We start from the raw sequence: 15521 nt of genomic DNA, 5'->3' as shown, positions 1-15521 counted from the left end.
CTCGGCCTTTGCGTTGCCGAAATTAGGGTCGTCGGATTTTGCATGTCCGATGCGAATGAACGGGTCCCGGCCGATCGTCTTTTCCTTGAAATTCCTTTTGATGTCGTCGAACGTCTGCTGCGACATCTTGATTCGGCCGTATTGCGGATGTTTCCATTCACCGATCCGGCCTACTGGGATTTTGAGCGGCATGTCCCTTCTCCTTTCCTACACGCGCGGCGGCCAGCTCCACCGCCCCGGTCCGTCGCCATGCTTTACATCCAAATTGAAAAACTGGCCAGTAGGGTTCAGTACACAAAGATGATCTGTGGTTTCATCGACCACGCCTGTAATAATTGCCGCACGCGGCTCGCTTTTGTACTCTCCGCCCGGAGTCCCGTGGCTTTGGTAATGCACAATTCGTCCAACAGATGGTTGCATGAGTATCTTCTCCTTCATCCTGTTCTCCACCCTTTCGATATGGGTTCTACCTTGCTCCAGTCCGTGTTCGTGATCAAATCCGGCTCGTATCGGCTATAGATCGGCGTCAATACCGAACGGCAACGGCCGTGCAGCGGCGGCGTATTTGCCCCAAGCGAAGGATCGTCCATCGCCATGACAAGGCCATGCCGTGAGTGGCATATCTGCGATGTCCGACCGTCCAAGATGGCCGAAAAGCGAACATAATCGACCCGGTTCTCGCGGTACGAGATGAGCCGACCGCGGTTGTAAGCGTAAGTCGTCTCTGTGGCGATGATCAACACGGCGCGCCTTTGGTTCTGGTCCAAAAGGTTGGCCACCGATCCCCGAGTGCTCTTCATATCGCCGGTGACGAGATATTCCAACAGTACCTGTTTGATAGCCGTCACTAAATCAGCCTCTACCTCGCCGGCAAGCCTCAGCTCGCGCCCGCGCAGCACCTCCAAAGCCTCTTCCGGAGTAAATTCCCGGTTCACATCGAGGATCGGCAGGTCTGCGAGCTTCATACCATGCTTTCTCAGCAGCGCCGTGCTCTCCGCATCTGCATGTTCCTGACCCGCGTCCAGCATGCTTGCTGCGTGCTGAAGCAGTATCTGTGACAACATAGCCGGCTGCGGAAGATGGTACTGGTGGATCTCTACCTCGCTGGCGCCGATCGGGATGCCGGAGAACACCATTTTCAACCAAGCGTCGTATCGGAACAGCAGTTTATCCTCCGAGCGATCCAGAAACTTCTTGATAAAGCGCTCAGTCTTATTCATCTGTCTTCTCCTGCTGATCGTCATCCTCTTTCAGGTACTTGGCGTATTCGTTGCGGACCTTCTCGCGCTGCGCTTCCGCATCAAGCTTGCGTTCAGGGAAGCCGAGCTTTGATCTGACGTGTTTGTAATCATCCTCGACCGTCGGGTCCAGATAGCCGCCATTCGTCATTTGCAAGAAAACGCTTGATAGGATTTGTATATCCTCATCGTTCATTTCGCGTTCCGGGAACTCGCCTAACTTTTTCTGAGGACCGAAGTTCATTTCGACCAGCGGCCGCACGAGCTGCTCCAGCAGGATTTCGGCCAGATTCTTGAATATTCGGTCCAGTATGAGCTGGTACATGCCGAAATGGCTCTTCCCGAGCGCATAGGAGCCGGACTGCTGGCCCTCATCAAACACAAGCGACGGAACCAGCATGCCCCGAAATATCATTTTGTTTAGATATGTGATGATCATGTGGAACGCATCGCCCATACCTGCGCCGGGGGAGTGGAACTTGATATCGGTATTCTCTTCTTTGGTCCCGGATGCCATAGCAATCCCCGTACCATTCTGAAGATTCGAAAGCACCCTCGCCATGTATTCAATGTTCGATATCATATGGCCCGGATTTTGCGGATCTTCAAGTTCTCCATCGGGCACCATGGCAGCTACGGTCGGCGCACCGAACTTGTCGACAGCATTGACCCACATCTTGAGAACCGGGTCCTTCAGAAGCCAGTTCTTGCGGATGCGCCTGAGCTGGCTCACGCCGTATGGATTACCAAAGCGGACATTATGTGTGTATATGATTGCCTTGTTCTTCGGGATATCGACCGGGCTGCCGGAGAACCAACGGTACTGTTTGATCGGGCAATCCCTATCAAGCCGACCCGTTTGCTGGTCGACGTTGAAAAACACTGTCCGCGGATGGTAGGTCGCGAGATAGTCGATTGTGATCCGGCTGCCGGACGGCTTCCAGACGATCTCCGTGCCGCTGTAACCGGCCCAAATGCCCGAGAGGATATCCGTACACGCCTCGACCAGTGAGCCGGCCATGTCTTCCAGCGCTTCGTTTACAAAGTCCTGTATCTTGGGGCTGTCGTGGGTGTATCGGTCCAGCTTGAGCAGCGTCGACAAAATCATGAACTCGATGCCGGCCGCCACGGTTTCGTCGGTATCTACCATCCGTTCGTACTCCATCAGGTTCGCGTTGTCCGGGTTGGCAATAGCCCGGTCGAACAGAGTGAACGTCGTGAATAGCTGCGAGCCGATCTGCCCGACCATTTGCCTAGCTGCTGCCAAAAGATTCTCCTCCCTCGCTACCAACTCGGTATTTGCGCCGCGGCCGGGACGCCGACCACGCGATTTTTGCTTGTTGATTTCGGTTTCTTCATGTCATCTTCCAATGCGTATCTGGCCGTATCGATGCTATGATTATCGCGGTCAGGGTATCCCGCCTTGAAACCGCCGTTCCCATCCGGGTCAAGCTCATAGCCGTAAAACTCGCGCTTGGTGTTTGGACACCGCTCGCCATCGATGATAATCTCCTCAAGGTCTTGCAAGAACTTGATTCCATAGTCGACGCTATCAGGACCCTTTTTGGCACCCTTGATCCGGATACCACATTCCTTCATCTCTGCGATGCTCTTCGGTTCCGCTGAATCCGCAATCACTTGTCTGTTTGACTTGTTTTCAGCTTTGATATGCTCCACTGCTTTCCGATTGCTGAGCTGAAGCTTTTGCAGCTCATGAAAAATGAACAATCGTCGCCGGGTCTTGTCAAAATGCATGACGCCGTAGTGGAATGGGTCTTTTCCGTATCCGAAGTCAACCCCACGACGAATTTGATCAAATATCTTGATCTCTTCATCGGTGATTTCCCGGAACGCCAGGTTCGTGAAGACCTCGCCGCCAGTGCCGGTCACTTCGCCTAGATATTCATGATCATATGCTGCCGGCTTCGTTTTCTTGAGATGCTCGGCTTCGATGATAAACTGTTCGCCCAACCATTCCCGAGGAACAGTCTCATACGTGCTATGGTGGACGAGCCGGTCTGCCCGTTTTTCCGTGACTTCCCCGTTCACCCAATTTCGCTGCGATTGCGGCGGGTTAAAACTGTATAAGACGGTGAAAGTCGGGCCTCCGCGAAGAAACGTTTGGTTGATCGTCCGGATGTCGCCGGGCGCGAATTCGTCAATCTCCTCGTACCAAACATACTTGATATATCCGCGCCGGAGCTTTGACGATTTGACCTTTTTGGGCTTGTCGGCGCCGCGAAAGATGATTTTTTGACCTGTCGGCATGTAGGTCAAGCTCATCGGGCTCACGCTGTCATGCCAAAGATGGGATACGCCAAGAACATCGATCGCCCAAAGCAGCTGCTCGTAGACGCTCTCGCGCAGGTTCTCCTTCACCTTGCGTAGCGCAACGGCATTCGCATCTGGGTCGCGCATCATACCGAGAATGATCTCAATGCTGATGAACGACGATTTTGTCGAACCGCGACCGCCTTTCAGCCAATAATGCGTGTATCGGTCCTCTTTCAGGGCATGGTGGATGTCGTAAAAGCTGGGCGCGATCAGGTTCGTCAGCGGAACTTGTGTCACGTGCTGTTCCTCTTCGGAATATCATCCACGATTTGCACAGCCCCTTTGACGTCGACCTGCTTGTGGTCGGTCCACATCATGTACCGCTTGCCCAGAAGCTCCGCAGCCTTGATTCGGTCCTTGCCGTCCAGCTCTTTCTTGACCAAAGACTGTTCCCCCATACCTACCCCAAGAGGAAACTCCTCATCGACCTGTCCACGCATGACCTTGGTAAGAAATTCAAGAATCTCGTCTTGCTTGGCGATCCGCTCGCCGTCTTTTTGCGCCATCCGTTCTTCCAGATATTCCTTGACCGCGGGTTTTTGCAGGAGTTTCCGCGCATTGCCGTCGGCTACGCTGCGGGTCGTCGCGCTATATCCGGCATCGATGTACGACTGCGTAGCGTTTCCTGTTTCGATATACAGGTCTACGAACACCCTCTGCTTTTGCGTTGGCTTTGCCGATTTCAAGTCAAATCACCCACCTCCGAGGTTTAAAATAAAAAAGCACCGCTACAGGTGCTATCCCATAAGACCTACCTTTTGTTACTAAAATCCGACATTCAGGAAAGGTTTTCCTCATTTTCTGTCGAATGTAAGTGGAAAAAGGAGGTGTTTCTATGAATTGGGTCTCAGTTGTATCATCGAATCTTTCAGCAGTCGCCTATGAGCCGAGTAATTCCACCCTCTATATTCGCTTTAAGGGGAGTGGGACATACGCTTATTATGGCGTGCCTGCGTCTGTCCATCGGTCCTTAATGTCTGCTGCGTCACATGGAGAATATCATGCAGCATTCATAAAGAACCGATACAGATACGCGAAACTTTAATCCTGATTTACTAAGACGATGGCTGGCCCTTGAACCACTAATTCATTGTGGCCAGTCACTATTTTTATTTCTTCGTATGGCTCCACCTTAACACTTCGAATCCCTGGACGTTTTAACAACTCGTCTGTTAATTTGCTTGTGCTTACTGCATTAGTATTAAGCATAATCGCCACCACTCCCTGATCATTTTTATCCCATCTTGCCCAAACTGATATTAATTATTCCCGGACATATGTATAAAATCCGATATTTTGTGAACATGTCTGAAGACAAATTTCTCGTATTCCGGCAAATCCAGCCGTTTTGGACGATTTGCCTTCCGTGGAACATTGCGAAAAACAGCTTAAAACTCCAAGAACACGATCTCTCGTTTTCTCTTGTTCTCTCCGTTTTTCGTGGCAACTTAATTCAGCGTCCCAGCCCCCCACCCTGGCATTTTACGGGACGTTCACCCAAACGAAAAAAGTCGCCCAATGAATGGACGACTTGATCGAATGCACCTGTATACAATTATTCACAGTACCATCTTAGCACGGTTAAAACCTAAAATATACGACATCTTTGGGACTCTTTTAAGACATTATTGAGACACGATTAAGACATGCCTATCAGTTTCCCGTACTCCTCAAGCGCTTTGGACCTCCATCGGCCATACGTTCTTCGAACAATTCTCAGCTCAGTAACGACATCCTCGATCGGTTTATCCTCGATGTATTGAAGCCATAGAAGCTTTGCATACTGCGGCTTGTATTCCTCAAACACCTTTAAAGTGTGTTCGATATATTGTTTCTGCTGCTCAAGGTCCTGCAACTCACTGATTCGTTCGACGGCGGCCTCAAAGTCGTCCAAGCGGCCTCCGCGCGCCTCGATCACTTTCTCGATCTTCCCTCGCAGCTCGCGAAGCAGCTTTTCGTCCTCAGCATCGGCGCCGGAGGGCGGGACGGCCGCCAGCTGTGCCCTTGTCCCCGCCGGATATCGCGCCAGGTATGTGTGGGCCACCGACTCCAGCTGTTGCTCTCGCTTGGTCAAGTACATGTACGACGGCAGCCCGCGGAGCTGCCGGTGCAGCTCCTGAAGCTTGTCGTCCTCGTTTACAACGTTCAGTGACATTCCGGCGCCGATCGGGTACTTTTCGAGTACCTTCATCCTTGCGACAATGCGCCTGTATTCTTGAAGCTGTTTGATAACTGCTTGCTCATAGTCTTTTGCCAATGCTCATCACCTTCCTGCTTGGGCGTCAGGCTTACCCTTGAACTGATCTTTGCCTTGCAAAATATAGACTTGCCCACCGAGAGAAATCACGGTCGGGATACCATTTTTGATTTTGATTGGCATTACTACCGCACGAAAGGACTGGCCGACATGTCGTTGTTTGGTCATTACCTCATGCCCCTTTCACCTTTTGAATTCTCGCCTTCACGGCTTCCATCAACTCATTTTGCCCCGTGGCCTTCCGCTCCAATGCGTCGACCGTTTCCTCGTCCATCGTGCCCTCGGACACAAGCCGCATGACGATAATTCGCCGGGTCTGGCCCTGTCGGTGTACCCGGGCGTTGGCCTGCTGGTCCTCTTCCAGACTCCATATCTGGTCGTACCAGACAATCGTTTGGCAGCTCGACTCCTGCAGGTTGAGACCGTGGCCGGCTGACTTCGGATGCAGCAGAAGCAGCGGAATTTCGTCGTGGTTCCATGCCCGGATGTCTTCGTTTCCGTCCTTCCCCTTTCGCAGTGTCCGGGCTTGCGGGAACCGCTGCTGGATACGGGAAAGGGAATGCTTAAAGTCGTAAAACACCATGACCGGCTTCCCCTGCGCTGCCTCGATGATGTCCTCCAACGCGTCCAGCTTGGCCTCGTGGATATCCTTGACCCCTCGATCCTCGTCATACACGGCGCCGGAGGCCATTTGCCGAAGCTTGTTCGAAAGGACCGCGGCCGTTTGGGCGACGACATCGGCGTCAGCGTATGGCAGCAGTAAGTCGTTCTCCAGCTTTTTGTACAGCTTCTGGGCTTCCTGCGACAACTTGACCAGCACGACGCGGTCAATCCGTTCCGGCAGCTCCAGCCAATCCTCGGCCTTCATGCTGACAGCAATATCGCTTATGGCCTCGTAAATTCGCTGCTCGGCCTCTTTTTTCTGTTTCCAGTCGTAAACGACATGACCGCTGCGGGCGCCGGGCGTAAAATATCGATCGCGGAAACCGGTTATTGTTTTCCCGAGGCGCTCGCCTTGGTCCAACAGGTAGATTTGCGGCCATAAATCCATCAGGCTGTTCGGCGCCGGCGTACCGGTCAGCCCGATCACGCGTTTCATCATCGGACGTACACGCCGAAGGGCCCGGAACCGCTTGGAATTGGAGTTTTTGAAGCTACTCAGCTCGTCGATCACGACGGTGTCGAACGGCCACCTGCTGCCGTATTCGCTTACCAGCCATTCGACATTCTCGCGATTAATCACGTAAATATCGGCATCGGCTTTTAGAGCTTTCCGACGGACTGTGGCGCTTCCCAGTACCTTCGAAATCCGCAAGTGTCGGAGATGATCCCATTTCTCGACTTCTCTGGCCCAGGTATCGTCGGCCACTCGCAGCGGGGCGATTACCAGCACGCGCTCAGCATCGAAATAGTCGTTAAGCAAACGGTCAATCGCTGTTAGTGTGGAGACTGTTTTACCAAGACCCATCTCCAGCAGTAGTGCGATGTACGGTGTGTCCAGTATGCGGGCTGTGGCGTATTCTTGATACTGATGCGGCTTAAATTCCATCCCCAAACATCTCCTCCAGGAAGAAGGCAATATCCTGATTGGATTTCAAGCAATACCAATTGGCATTACGTTCCTGCAATTCTTGCGCTCGTTTTCGTTGGATAGGCTGAAGCTTCCCTCCAGGGGCTTTCATCTCTACAAAAGCTACACGTCCATCAGGGGTTATTACAATTCGATCAGGAACCCCGACCGTACCAGGGGATACGAATTTCCAACATAAACCGCCGCATCTTTTCACCTCATGGGCAAGTGTGTTCTCCAACGAAGCTTCCCTGGGTTTCTTTCTTGCGTCGGCGAGGTAGAACTTCCACGTACCAATGAACGCTATCATCAGCCGCTCGCTTGCGGCCCGCTCTTCTAACCATTGACGGATTTTCTCTTTGTCCGAGGTTTCCGGGAACTTCGCATCAGTATGAACCATTCTTGCTATATCCCCTAAAGGGCCAACCGCATCAAGTCGACTTGCAATCCATGTTTTATAATCCTGCATGTGCTCTCCACCTTTGATCAGTTGTTCACGCGCACACACGTACTGCCGAAATACGCGTTTAACCCACGATGCTATATAAGCCGTTTATGGTTAAATTAATAATTTATTAGTTTTAAGAAATTTACTGATACATCTGATACACGTCAGCCTGTCCCTTACTGGGCTGGACATTACAGGTATCAGCATTTCGTTTTTTACTGTTACTTCACTGATACAACTGATATAAAATGCGTATCAGTTGTATCAGCAATCTGCCATTAACTGATCTCTGTTACTGATACACTAACGAAGTCTTTCAAATACCGTTTGTAAGCCATACTCAGGAACGCGGGCCCTTCCATTTCGCTCCGCCCACCCCGGTACGCGCCGCAAAATATCGCAAATCTCCTTTGCCTCCCATGGGCGCATAGCCCCTTTCTTGTTTCCCAGGCATTCGATCCATATCATTGCAGCACATACACGCTTCCGAATGTATTCCTCGTCACCAAATTCGTCCTGAACAGGTGTCTCTAGCCATTCCTGGATCAAGCCCTCTCGCGGGTCGGCCTCCATGTGTGCTGCTTGCTGCCGCTCCGCCTCCAAGCGGGCTTCGTGGTCAAGTTCCAAGGATTCCCCAGTCTTGAACCACGTAAGAACCTCCACCCATATTTGTCGAACCACATCGTCAGTTAAATGCTTCCAGTGGCTTAACTCAGCGCGTTCCGGCACCACCTCGACAGGCCAAAAGCGACGGTTCCCAGTCGCATCTCGTAAGAAATCCCGCGTGTTCGTTGTCCCGAAAAAGACGCATTTCCGCGGAAACTCCGACACCTGCCGATCATAGGCCACCCGATACCGGTCCTCTGTCTTGGATAAGAAAGCCTTGACCTCCTCGACTTCGGATTTCTTCATGGCCGACAGCTCGCCGATCTCGAAGATCCAACCCGCCTGTAGGTGCTCGCCGGCCTCCTTGTTCTCGAATGTTCGCAGCGAATCGCTGAACCAATCCCGGCCCAACTTCGCTAACAAGGAGCTCTTGCCGGCTCCCTGCGGCCCTACCAATACAAGCATCTGGTCAAACTTGCACCCTGGGCGATACAGCCGGGCGACAGCCGTCAGCAGCATCTTCCTTGTCACCTGTCGGGTGTAATGTGTGTCGGCCGCGCCGAGATAGACGATAAAAATCCGCTCAGCCCTCTGTATACCATCCCATGCTGTTGATTCAATGAACGTCTTTATCGGGTGAAACTTGTTTTTTCGTGTAACTTCGGTGAAGGCCTTCTTAATAGAAGAGGCTGACTTGATTTTATGCACTTTATCAAACCAGTGATCTCGCCGATCATCGTCCGCGCCAAGCCAAGGCTCATATTCCCGTGTCGGGCGTTCCCGTTCCCGCCAAGGTAACGACTTTCGAATGACTTCTGAATTACCGAACTCATCGTAGGCCAACACCCATTGAAAGGGGCCATGTGTGAGGAGCAGCTCGATATTTTGAGCTGTTGGCAGAGGATAGTTCGTTTTGTGATGTAGTTCAAGTTGCTCCTCCCAGCTATCGTTCTCGGGCTCTTCGTCGTCCGGCTCTGCCGAGTGGTCCATATCGCCAAACGTCTCCTGAATCTCCGACATCTTGAGCCGCTTTACCTCCGGCAATCCAACAACGAAGTGCTCCATCGCCACATGACTGGGCTTCTTGGCATCCGGCGTATGCTCCTTCACGCGCTCATCGAGATGTCCGAACTTGTGAACCCGAACGAGGTCGAACAGATTGTACGTCCGGCCGTCCGCGATCGGGTCCGAATCCTGATGCGAATACGCGAGGTCCTGATCTGGATAGACCTCCAGCCCGTTCCCGCTGGTCCCGGCGGTGTACGTGTAGCGATTCGGCATGGAGCCGGGGACGTAGATGTCGGAAAGGAACGTGTCGATGCCTTCCTCGATCGTAAACGCCCGGCAGAACAGGCCGATCGTGCCGTGCTTCTCCCGCGGGTCCTGCGCCTTCTTCCCGCCGAGCTGCGGCCCGGCCTTCGCGTCCGGGTGCCGGGGCCACTGCATGACATCCCGCCAGTCGTCGTATTCTGCCAGCAAGCCGTCGACGCTCAGCGGATCACCCTCGTAAATCTCTAGCACCGGCTCCGCATCTTTGCTGCAGCTCGGCAGATACATGAGCCGATGAACCTCGAACGTCGTCTTGTCGAAATAGCCCATGCCGATCTGCTCCGCCAGCTGCCGGCTGACGGCGGCATATTCGTCTGGCGTCATGGCGCGATCAGCCGGCACAATCAGACGGTATTTCGGCTTCTGCGGCCGATGGCTATGGGTGGAGTACACAACATAGGCACAGCCGCCCAACACCAGCTCGGCCGCAAACAGGAAACCATCGTCTGCACGGTCCACGTCCAAGGTGATCAGGCTGCGCGTGTCGACGTTCTCCTTCTTCCGGCGGCCGCCCCGGACAAGCCCGCCAACGAAAGCGGCCCCGTCCTTGACCTTGCCCCGACCAATGTTGTGCATGGCGTCATATTGCGCCATCGTCTCAGCCGTCCGCCGGACCTTTCGCAACCGGTCTACGAATTCGCCCCAGGTCAGATATTCAGGTTTCCAGTTTGTGTCGGCCCGGTGCTTGCCGAAGCTAATATCGAGTTCTTGCATGTTTTCACTTCCTTATTCTCGAAAAGCTTCCATTTTGGTAATATTAATGCGAGGTGATTCTAACCATGTTTAAATCTGGTTTCCTTCTTACCACTCCCGAACAAATTGCCGCTGCCATATTCAATAAAAGTAATGTTACCGTTTGGCAGAACGGCCGTATTCTTGATTATGGCGGCCCCATTGAAGTCCAAACAGAACACTCGGTTACTATCAATAAGGCAAATTATTTAAAAGTAAATTGCGAATTTCGGATTCGATGAAATAAGCTATTGAGTCCGCTTTTTGGCCAATTCTACATAGAGCGGTGACATTTCAATGAGAGTGCATTCCCTCCCGAGCTTTAATGCAGCTTTTCGAGTTGTTCCAAGCCCGCCAAACGGATCGAGCACGTGACCTCCTACTGGTGCTCCTGCCAGTATGCAAGGTTCGATCAATTTTTCAGGGAATGTTGCGAAGTGGGCTTCTGGGCACTGTGCCGTGGCTACCGTCCATACAGATCGTCTATTACGAAGCCCCGTTTCGTTAGGGCTATTTCCATGGCTATCACGAATGGCAGAGCTGCTGTTATTAAAGCTTTGGCCGCCGGTATACACTCTGCCCCCTCGAAACGACTTTGCATTACCTTTTCGCCTTCGTGCTTGCATAGGTCCGAACGAACCCTGCGAACCAGCAACAGGCAAATTATTAAAACCAACAGCCTGTTCTTTGACAGCATCTTTATCGTAATAATAGGACGCGCTCTTGCTTAACAGAAAAATATATTCGTGAGCTTTTGTCGGTCTGTCCGCCACACTTTCAGGCATACAATTCGATTTATTCCAGATATTATCCATTCGCAAATACCAACCATCTGCTTGCAGAGCAAAAGCAACTCGCCAAGGAATTCCCGCCAAGTCCTTACGTTTTAGATGGTTAACTCTAAAATTTTGATAGAGCAAGCTTCCACTTTTCCTTGCCTTACTTTGCATGGGCTTATCGCCGATAACACCTGTGCCATCAGCCCATCTACCTTTATTACTGCCAATGTAACTATCGCCGTAATTCAGCCAAAGCGTTCCATCGTCCCGCAGCACGCGCCGCACTTCCTGGAAAACATGAACTGTGTGAGCGACGAACATTTCAGGTGTTGGCTCCAGCCCGAGACATCCCGTCCATGCCGGTACAGTAATCGACGGAAGCCCAGACATAGGTGTATATGTGATTTCTGGCCACTCAGATGGCGGAATACCATAATCGCGTTGTCCCCAATATGGCGGGCTTGTCACGCAAGTATTAAAGTGTTTTGCCGGAATCGTCGGCATCACGAGTAAATTATCCCCTTGAAGAATCACGTCATCACCTTCCAATCTCTTCTTTCACTCCCAGTGAAAAAATAGTAAAATACATGGTGAAATACCTTTTATTTAAGGAGGCACAATATGGTAATGGGAAGGATAACAATAACTAATATGGGAAATGAAATGTTTAACGACGGACTGTTCTATGTTGAACAAGCTGAGAAACTAGAGAATCAAGAGAGTAAATTTAACCACTGGCGTTATTGCCGTGCAGCAATAATTAGCTTTTGTGCTGCTGCTGAAGCGGAGATTGCAAAGCTAATTGTTGGTTCTTTAAAGAAACAGTCCAGATTATCTCCCGACGATAAGAGGATTCTTAAATTTCTCACTGACCCCAATTTTAAGACCAAGAATATCCCCACTGATTTAGCGAGTATTTCCAGAAAATATAACTACCTTAGAAAATTGAATAAATTAAAATGGAAGTCACTGGACGCCAAGTATGATAACTTAACAAAGTTAAGGAACAAGATCATTCACTACTCATTCAGTGCACATGATGCTGTGTACTCGGATAATATTTTTATGGCCTCCAAAGATGCTTCGGTAATTGTAAAGAATTACATAAAAGAGCTATACACAGTTGCAAATGAAAATCCGCCTCAATGGGTCAACAGCACGGCTTCTAAAACCATTGTTTGATTACGCCAGCATTGCCTCCCAATCCGCCTTCGAATATCGATCTGTCATCTCCGGCACACAGTGCTCCGGTAAATTCGCCCGGACCAGCGCCGCCGGAATGACCGGCGATACGGAATTCCCACACTTCGCCACTTGCTCCGCCTGTGTGAACGGCTTCCCGTTGTAGATCGGATCAATAATGTACGAATCCGGGAAACCCTGCGCCCGGTACAGTTCCCGCGGGGTCAGCATACGCATGCCGATGTCAACGATCACATACGGGACACCCTGAATATGCACCAGGACGAGGCCGAACCTGTCGTGAGTCGTTACCGTGCCGAGCGGATCGTCCGCTGCCTGCCCGACGCTGCTGCCGTAATATGCGACCATGAAGGCGTAGACGGCGCCGATATGCATGCCGCCGGCGGTAATCTTCGGGACTGGATCGGCCATGTGGCTGCCGATATTATCCCCGCGAAACTTGATAAGATGAGACGATACCAGTCCGAACTTATTACCACCGGCCGTCACGGTCCCAAGTGGGCCTCCAATATCTAGTACTCGCGGCTCCTGCCCCTTTCGCTCGCCGTAACCCATCTGAATCAGATTGGCGCAAAGCAGAGCGTTATGGTCGGTCGTCGTGATGGTCGATAGTGGCTCCTCCACCGAGTTACCCCCGCCATTATAGCCGCCGCCGTAGTGCTTGATCATCGAAGCTGTGACAATGCCCATTGCGTGTGCCGCACCCGCCGGCCGAACCGAACCCGCGCCGGACGTTATCGTGTGTAGGGGTTCGTCAATCGCATGTCCTGTTGCACCGCCTCGGAACTTTGTGATATGTGGCAAAACCAGCAGGTGCTCGTTCTTCGTTGTAATCGTGGTCAAAGGCTTATCCAGCTCATACTGCAGCCGATCCCCGCCGTATCCCGTTTGCCCGATTCGAGTAATAAACGGTGCCATAAAAGGCACTTTTCCAGCCTCGGCCACCTTGATAATGAACTTGTCGATCCCCCGGGCGATCCGCCGAAGTGTGTTTGGCGCGAGCGGCTTTTTTCGCTCAAAGATTGAAGACACCGGGATTGACCAGTCAATGCAGTCGGCGGCAACACGATACGGCAGCGGACTACCCGCGCGAATTGTTACCCGCTCAGCCGTATGTGTCGGCTCCGGCCAGACAATCGGCTTTCCGTCGCAACGGGCGATCATAAACAGCCGCTTGCGAATGGTTGGCGCTCCGTAGTCACAAGCGCGGAGGATTCGCCATTCGACTTCGTAGCCTTGTCGCCTCAAGGCGTTAACAAAACTGCGGAACGTTCGGCCCTTCTGCGACTTGATCGGTCTCCCATCCTTGCCCAACGGCCCCCAATCCTGAAATTCCTCGACGTTCTCCAGCATGATAACCCGGGGCCGAACCGTAGCCGCCCAGCGGACAGCCACCCAAGCGAGCCCGCGGATGCCCTTCTCCCGGGGCTTTCCTCCCCGGGCCTTGCTATGATGCGTGCAGTCCGGCGAGAACCAGCAGAGGGCGACCGGGCGGCCGCCGGTTACCTCCCGCGGAGAAACGTCCCAGACCGACTCGCAGTAATGCTTTGTGTTCGGATGATTCGCCTCGTGCATAGCGATGGCAGCCGGATCGTGGTTGATCGCCACGTCGACGCTGCGCCCGATCGCGATCTCAATGCCGGTCGATGCGCCTCCCCCGCCGGCAAAGTTGTCTATGAAAAGTTCGTAAGGCATTCGATCACCTCGAATAAAGGAATTTGGAAAATTGTGTCGAATAGTGTTGAAAAAGGAGGTGGATAAACTGGAAAAGATTGAAATAGGATTTACACAGTTCATTGACTTTACAATTAAACAAGGCCAAGCTAAATTGAGCCACGTCCGACAGGTAAAGAACCAAGAAGACTACCATCCGGCAAAAGACTTTTGGAAGGCATACCGGGATGGAGTCCGTGAAATGCACGAAAATGGATATTCGTATGATTACCTCGATCGTATTGCTGCGTCTGCTCACATCAGAAAGAAGTCTCATTACGTAGAAGCGGTCAAGCAATACAAAAAGTATTTTAAGAATCGCCAAGTTGAATGGTTTGATCCTGGAAAATCATTTTGGACATTTGGTGACTTAGCGGTAAGGTCAACACCGGAACTAGGTCTAATCATTGATGGCAAGAAACACCTCGTTAAGATATATTTAAAAGAAAACGATGACCGATTTGACAGGTGGACTATCAATTCCGCATTAGCTTTGATGGCTAATTCAACCCGTTCGAAGGTTGATGGAGACGATGTCACATTTTCCGTCTTCCATGTCAAAAAGGCTAAGAGGTTTGACAAGCAAGATCTTAACGAAGACGATCTAATCATCCTAGAGGGCGAAGCTGCCCATTTTGTTGAACTCTGGAGACGGATTTAAGAGACGCCATCAATCCTTCTGATAGAAATCACACTCAAAGCCGGCTGCCTTCAACGGCAGCCCCGGCGCCCAATCGATCGGCCGGCTCATGATCTCCGTCACATGTTCCACGGAGCTGGTCCCGATTGGCACGTCCAGCACTGCCTCGTCATGTACATGCATAACGGTCTTGTATCCTTCCGCATCCAGCCGCATCAGGCTCTCAGCCAAGCAGTCCCGCGCAATCGCCTGCACAAGGTTCTCCACCAGCCGGCCGCCGTACGTCCGGTGCGACATCCATTTTTTCTTAACCTGGTCCATGCCGTCAAAGACGATACCATCCTTGCCAAATTTCGGGTCGGGCTTTATTCGCGGATTGACGTAGGCCAGGCTCCGGCCACTCGGCAGATCAGCGAACAGCACACCTGGCTCGTAACGGTAACGGACCCCATGTGCCAGTTTGATAGTCGTTTTTTCCCGCACGGCCTTTACAGCCGCTTTCTCGGCAGCATACCAGAGCTTGACGATATTCGGGTTGGCACTACGCCACTTTTTCACGTGAACTGGGTATTCTTCGGGTGGGATTTCCTTCTTCTTGTCCATGTTCTCCATGGCATTCGGTCCGCCTTGAAAGCCGCAAGCCAGTACTGCAACCTTCCCAGGCGCGCGGTA

Annotated in this window: 19 protein-coding genes; 4 read left to right on the top strand and 15 right to left on the bottom strand. The window is 52.0% G+C overall.

Going from position 1 to position 15521, the window contains the following annotated elements:
• The 6 genes from BLO51_RS27490 to BLO51_RS27465 all read right to left on the bottom strand — a co-directional run.
• On the bottom strand, nucleotides 1-192 hold a 192-nt coding region (locus BLO51_RS27490), incomplete at its 3' end, for a hypothetical protein (protein WP_217266804.1).
• 15 nt (nucleotides 193-207) lie between these two features.
• Nucleotides 208-420, bottom strand: a complete 213-nt coding sequence (locus BLO51_RS27485; protein ID WP_143007012.1) for a hypothetical protein — start codon at nucleotides 418-420, stop codon at nucleotides 208-210.
• Between the two features lie 14 nt (nucleotides 421-434).
• Nucleotides 435-1220, bottom strand: a complete 786-nt coding sequence (locus BLO51_RS27480) for a minor capsid protein (protein ID WP_167670359.1) — start codon at nucleotides 1218-1220, stop codon at nucleotides 435-437.
• The gene (locus BLO51_RS27475) at nucleotides 1213-2505 is read right to left on the bottom strand and encodes a phage portal protein family protein (protein WP_217266803.1); all 1293 of its coding nucleotides are present in this window, start codon (nucleotides 2503-2505) and stop codon (nucleotides 1213-1215) included. Before BLO51_RS27475 ends, BLO51_RS27480 begins: the two co-directional genes overlap by 8 nt.
• A 17-nt stretch (nucleotides 2506-2522) precedes the next feature.
• Nucleotides 2523-3809, bottom strand: a complete 1287-nt coding sequence (locus tag BLO51_RS27470; protein WP_090677138.1) for a PBSX family phage terminase large subunit — start codon at nucleotides 3807-3809, stop codon at nucleotides 2523-2525.
• Nucleotides 3806-4258, bottom strand: coding sequence for a terminase small subunit (locus BLO51_RS27465; RefSeq protein ID WP_090677137.1), 453 nt, complete (start codon nucleotides 4256-4258; stop codon nucleotides 3806-3808). Before BLO51_RS27465 ends, BLO51_RS27470 begins: the two co-directional genes overlap by 4 nt.
• 149 nt (nucleotides 4259-4407) lie before the next feature.
• Here BLO51_RS27465 and BLO51_RS27460 point away from each other — a divergent pair, with 149 nt between their 5' ends.
• Nucleotides 4408-4617, top strand: coding sequence for a KTSC domain-containing protein (locus BLO51_RS27460; protein ID WP_090677135.1), 210 nt, complete (start codon nucleotides 4408-4410; stop codon nucleotides 4615-4617).
• On the opposite strand, the gene BLO51_RS28920 is transcribed toward BLO51_RS27460, so the two are convergent.
• The 6 genes from BLO51_RS28920 to BLO51_RS27440 form a co-directional block, all read right to left on the bottom strand.
• Nucleotides 4614-4781, bottom strand: coding sequence for a BC1881 family protein (locus tag BLO51_RS28920; protein WP_143007011.1), 168 nt, complete (start codon nucleotides 4779-4781; stop codon nucleotides 4614-4616). The genes BLO51_RS27460 and BLO51_RS28920 overlap by 4 nt on opposite strands.
• A gap of 430 nt (nucleotides 4782-5211) precedes the next feature.
• Nucleotides 5212-5829 carry an RNA polymerase subunit sigma-24 gene (locus BLO51_RS27455; RefSeq protein ID WP_245719858.1) on the bottom strand — a complete coding sequence of 206 codons (618 nt, stop codon included), beginning with the start codon at nucleotides 5827-5829 and terminating at the stop codon, nucleotides 5212-5214.
• Nucleotides 5830-5835: 6 nt separating this feature from the next.
• Nucleotides 5836-5997, bottom strand: a complete 162-nt coding sequence (locus tag BLO51_RS29560) for a hypothetical protein (protein ID WP_167670358.1) — start codon at nucleotides 5995-5997, stop codon at nucleotides 5836-5838.
• A 4-nt stretch (nucleotides 5998-6001) separates the two neighbouring features.
• Nucleotides 6002-7378: a DEAD/DEAH box helicase gene (locus tag BLO51_RS27450; RefSeq protein WP_090677134.1), complete on the bottom strand. Its 1377-nt coding sequence runs from the start codon at nucleotides 7376-7378 to the stop codon at nucleotides 6002-6004.
• Nucleotides 7368-7868, bottom strand: coding sequence for a VRR-NUC domain-containing protein (locus tag BLO51_RS27445; protein ID WP_143007010.1), 501 nt, complete (start codon nucleotides 7866-7868; stop codon nucleotides 7368-7370). The genes BLO51_RS27450 and BLO51_RS27445 overlap by 11 nt, the downstream gene beginning before the upstream one ends.
• Before the next feature lie 282 nt (nucleotides 7869-8150).
• Nucleotides 8151-10496, bottom strand: coding sequence for a virulence-associated E family protein (locus BLO51_RS27440; protein WP_090677132.1), 2346 nt, complete (start codon nucleotides 10494-10496; stop codon nucleotides 8151-8153).
• 65 nt (nucleotides 10497-10561) lie between these two features.
• On the opposite strand from BLO51_RS27440, the gene BLO51_RS27435 reads away from it, so the two are divergent.
• The gene (locus BLO51_RS27435; protein WP_090677130.1) at nucleotides 10562-10756 is read left to right on the top strand and encodes a hypothetical protein; all 195 of its coding nucleotides are present in this window, start codon (nucleotides 10562-10564) and stop codon (nucleotides 10754-10756) included.
• Nucleotides 10757-10762: 6 nt separating this feature from the next.
• Here BLO51_RS27435 and BLO51_RS27430 read toward each other — a convergent pair whose 3' ends face one another.
• Nucleotides 10763-11797 carry a DNA-methyltransferase gene (locus BLO51_RS27430; RefSeq protein ID WP_090677167.1) on the bottom strand — a complete coding sequence of 345 codons (1035 nt, stop codon included), beginning with the start codon at nucleotides 11795-11797 and terminating at the stop codon, nucleotides 10763-10765.
• 117 nt (nucleotides 11798-11914) lie between these two features.
• On the opposite strand from BLO51_RS27430, the gene BLO51_RS27425 reads away from it, so the two are divergent.
• Entirely contained in the window at nucleotides 11915-12475 is a 561-nt protein-coding gene (locus BLO51_RS27425) for a HEPN domain-containing protein (protein ID WP_090677128.1), read from the top strand.
• Here BLO51_RS27425 and BLO51_RS27420 read toward each other — a convergent pair whose 3' ends face one another.
• The gene (locus BLO51_RS27420) at nucleotides 12476-14191 is read right to left on the bottom strand and encodes a DNA cytosine methyltransferase (RefSeq protein ID WP_090677126.1); all 1716 of its coding nucleotides are present in this window, start codon (nucleotides 14189-14191) and stop codon (nucleotides 12476-12478) included.
• 58 nt (nucleotides 14192-14249) lie between these two features.
• Here BLO51_RS27420 and BLO51_RS27415 point away from each other — a divergent pair, with 58 nt between their 5' ends.
• On the top strand, nucleotides 14250-14870 hold the full coding sequence (locus tag BLO51_RS27415) for a hypothetical protein (protein ID WP_143007009.1): 621 nt from the start codon (nucleotides 14250-14252) through the stop codon (nucleotides 14868-14870).
• 9 nt (nucleotides 14871-14879) lie between these two features.
• On the opposite strand, the gene BLO51_RS27410 is transcribed toward BLO51_RS27415, so the two are convergent.
• Nucleotides 14880-15521: DNA polymerase family A protein (locus BLO51_RS27410; protein WP_483825086.1), on the bottom strand; the 642-nt coding region annotated here is incomplete at its 5' end.

Source organism: Paenibacillus tianmuensis (genome assembly GCF_900100345.1).
Classification (GTDB): Bacteria; Bacillota; Bacilli; order Paenibacillales; family NBRC-103111; genus Paenibacillus_G; species Paenibacillus_G tianmuensis.
This window is presented reverse-complemented; position numbering and strand designations above follow the sequence as displayed.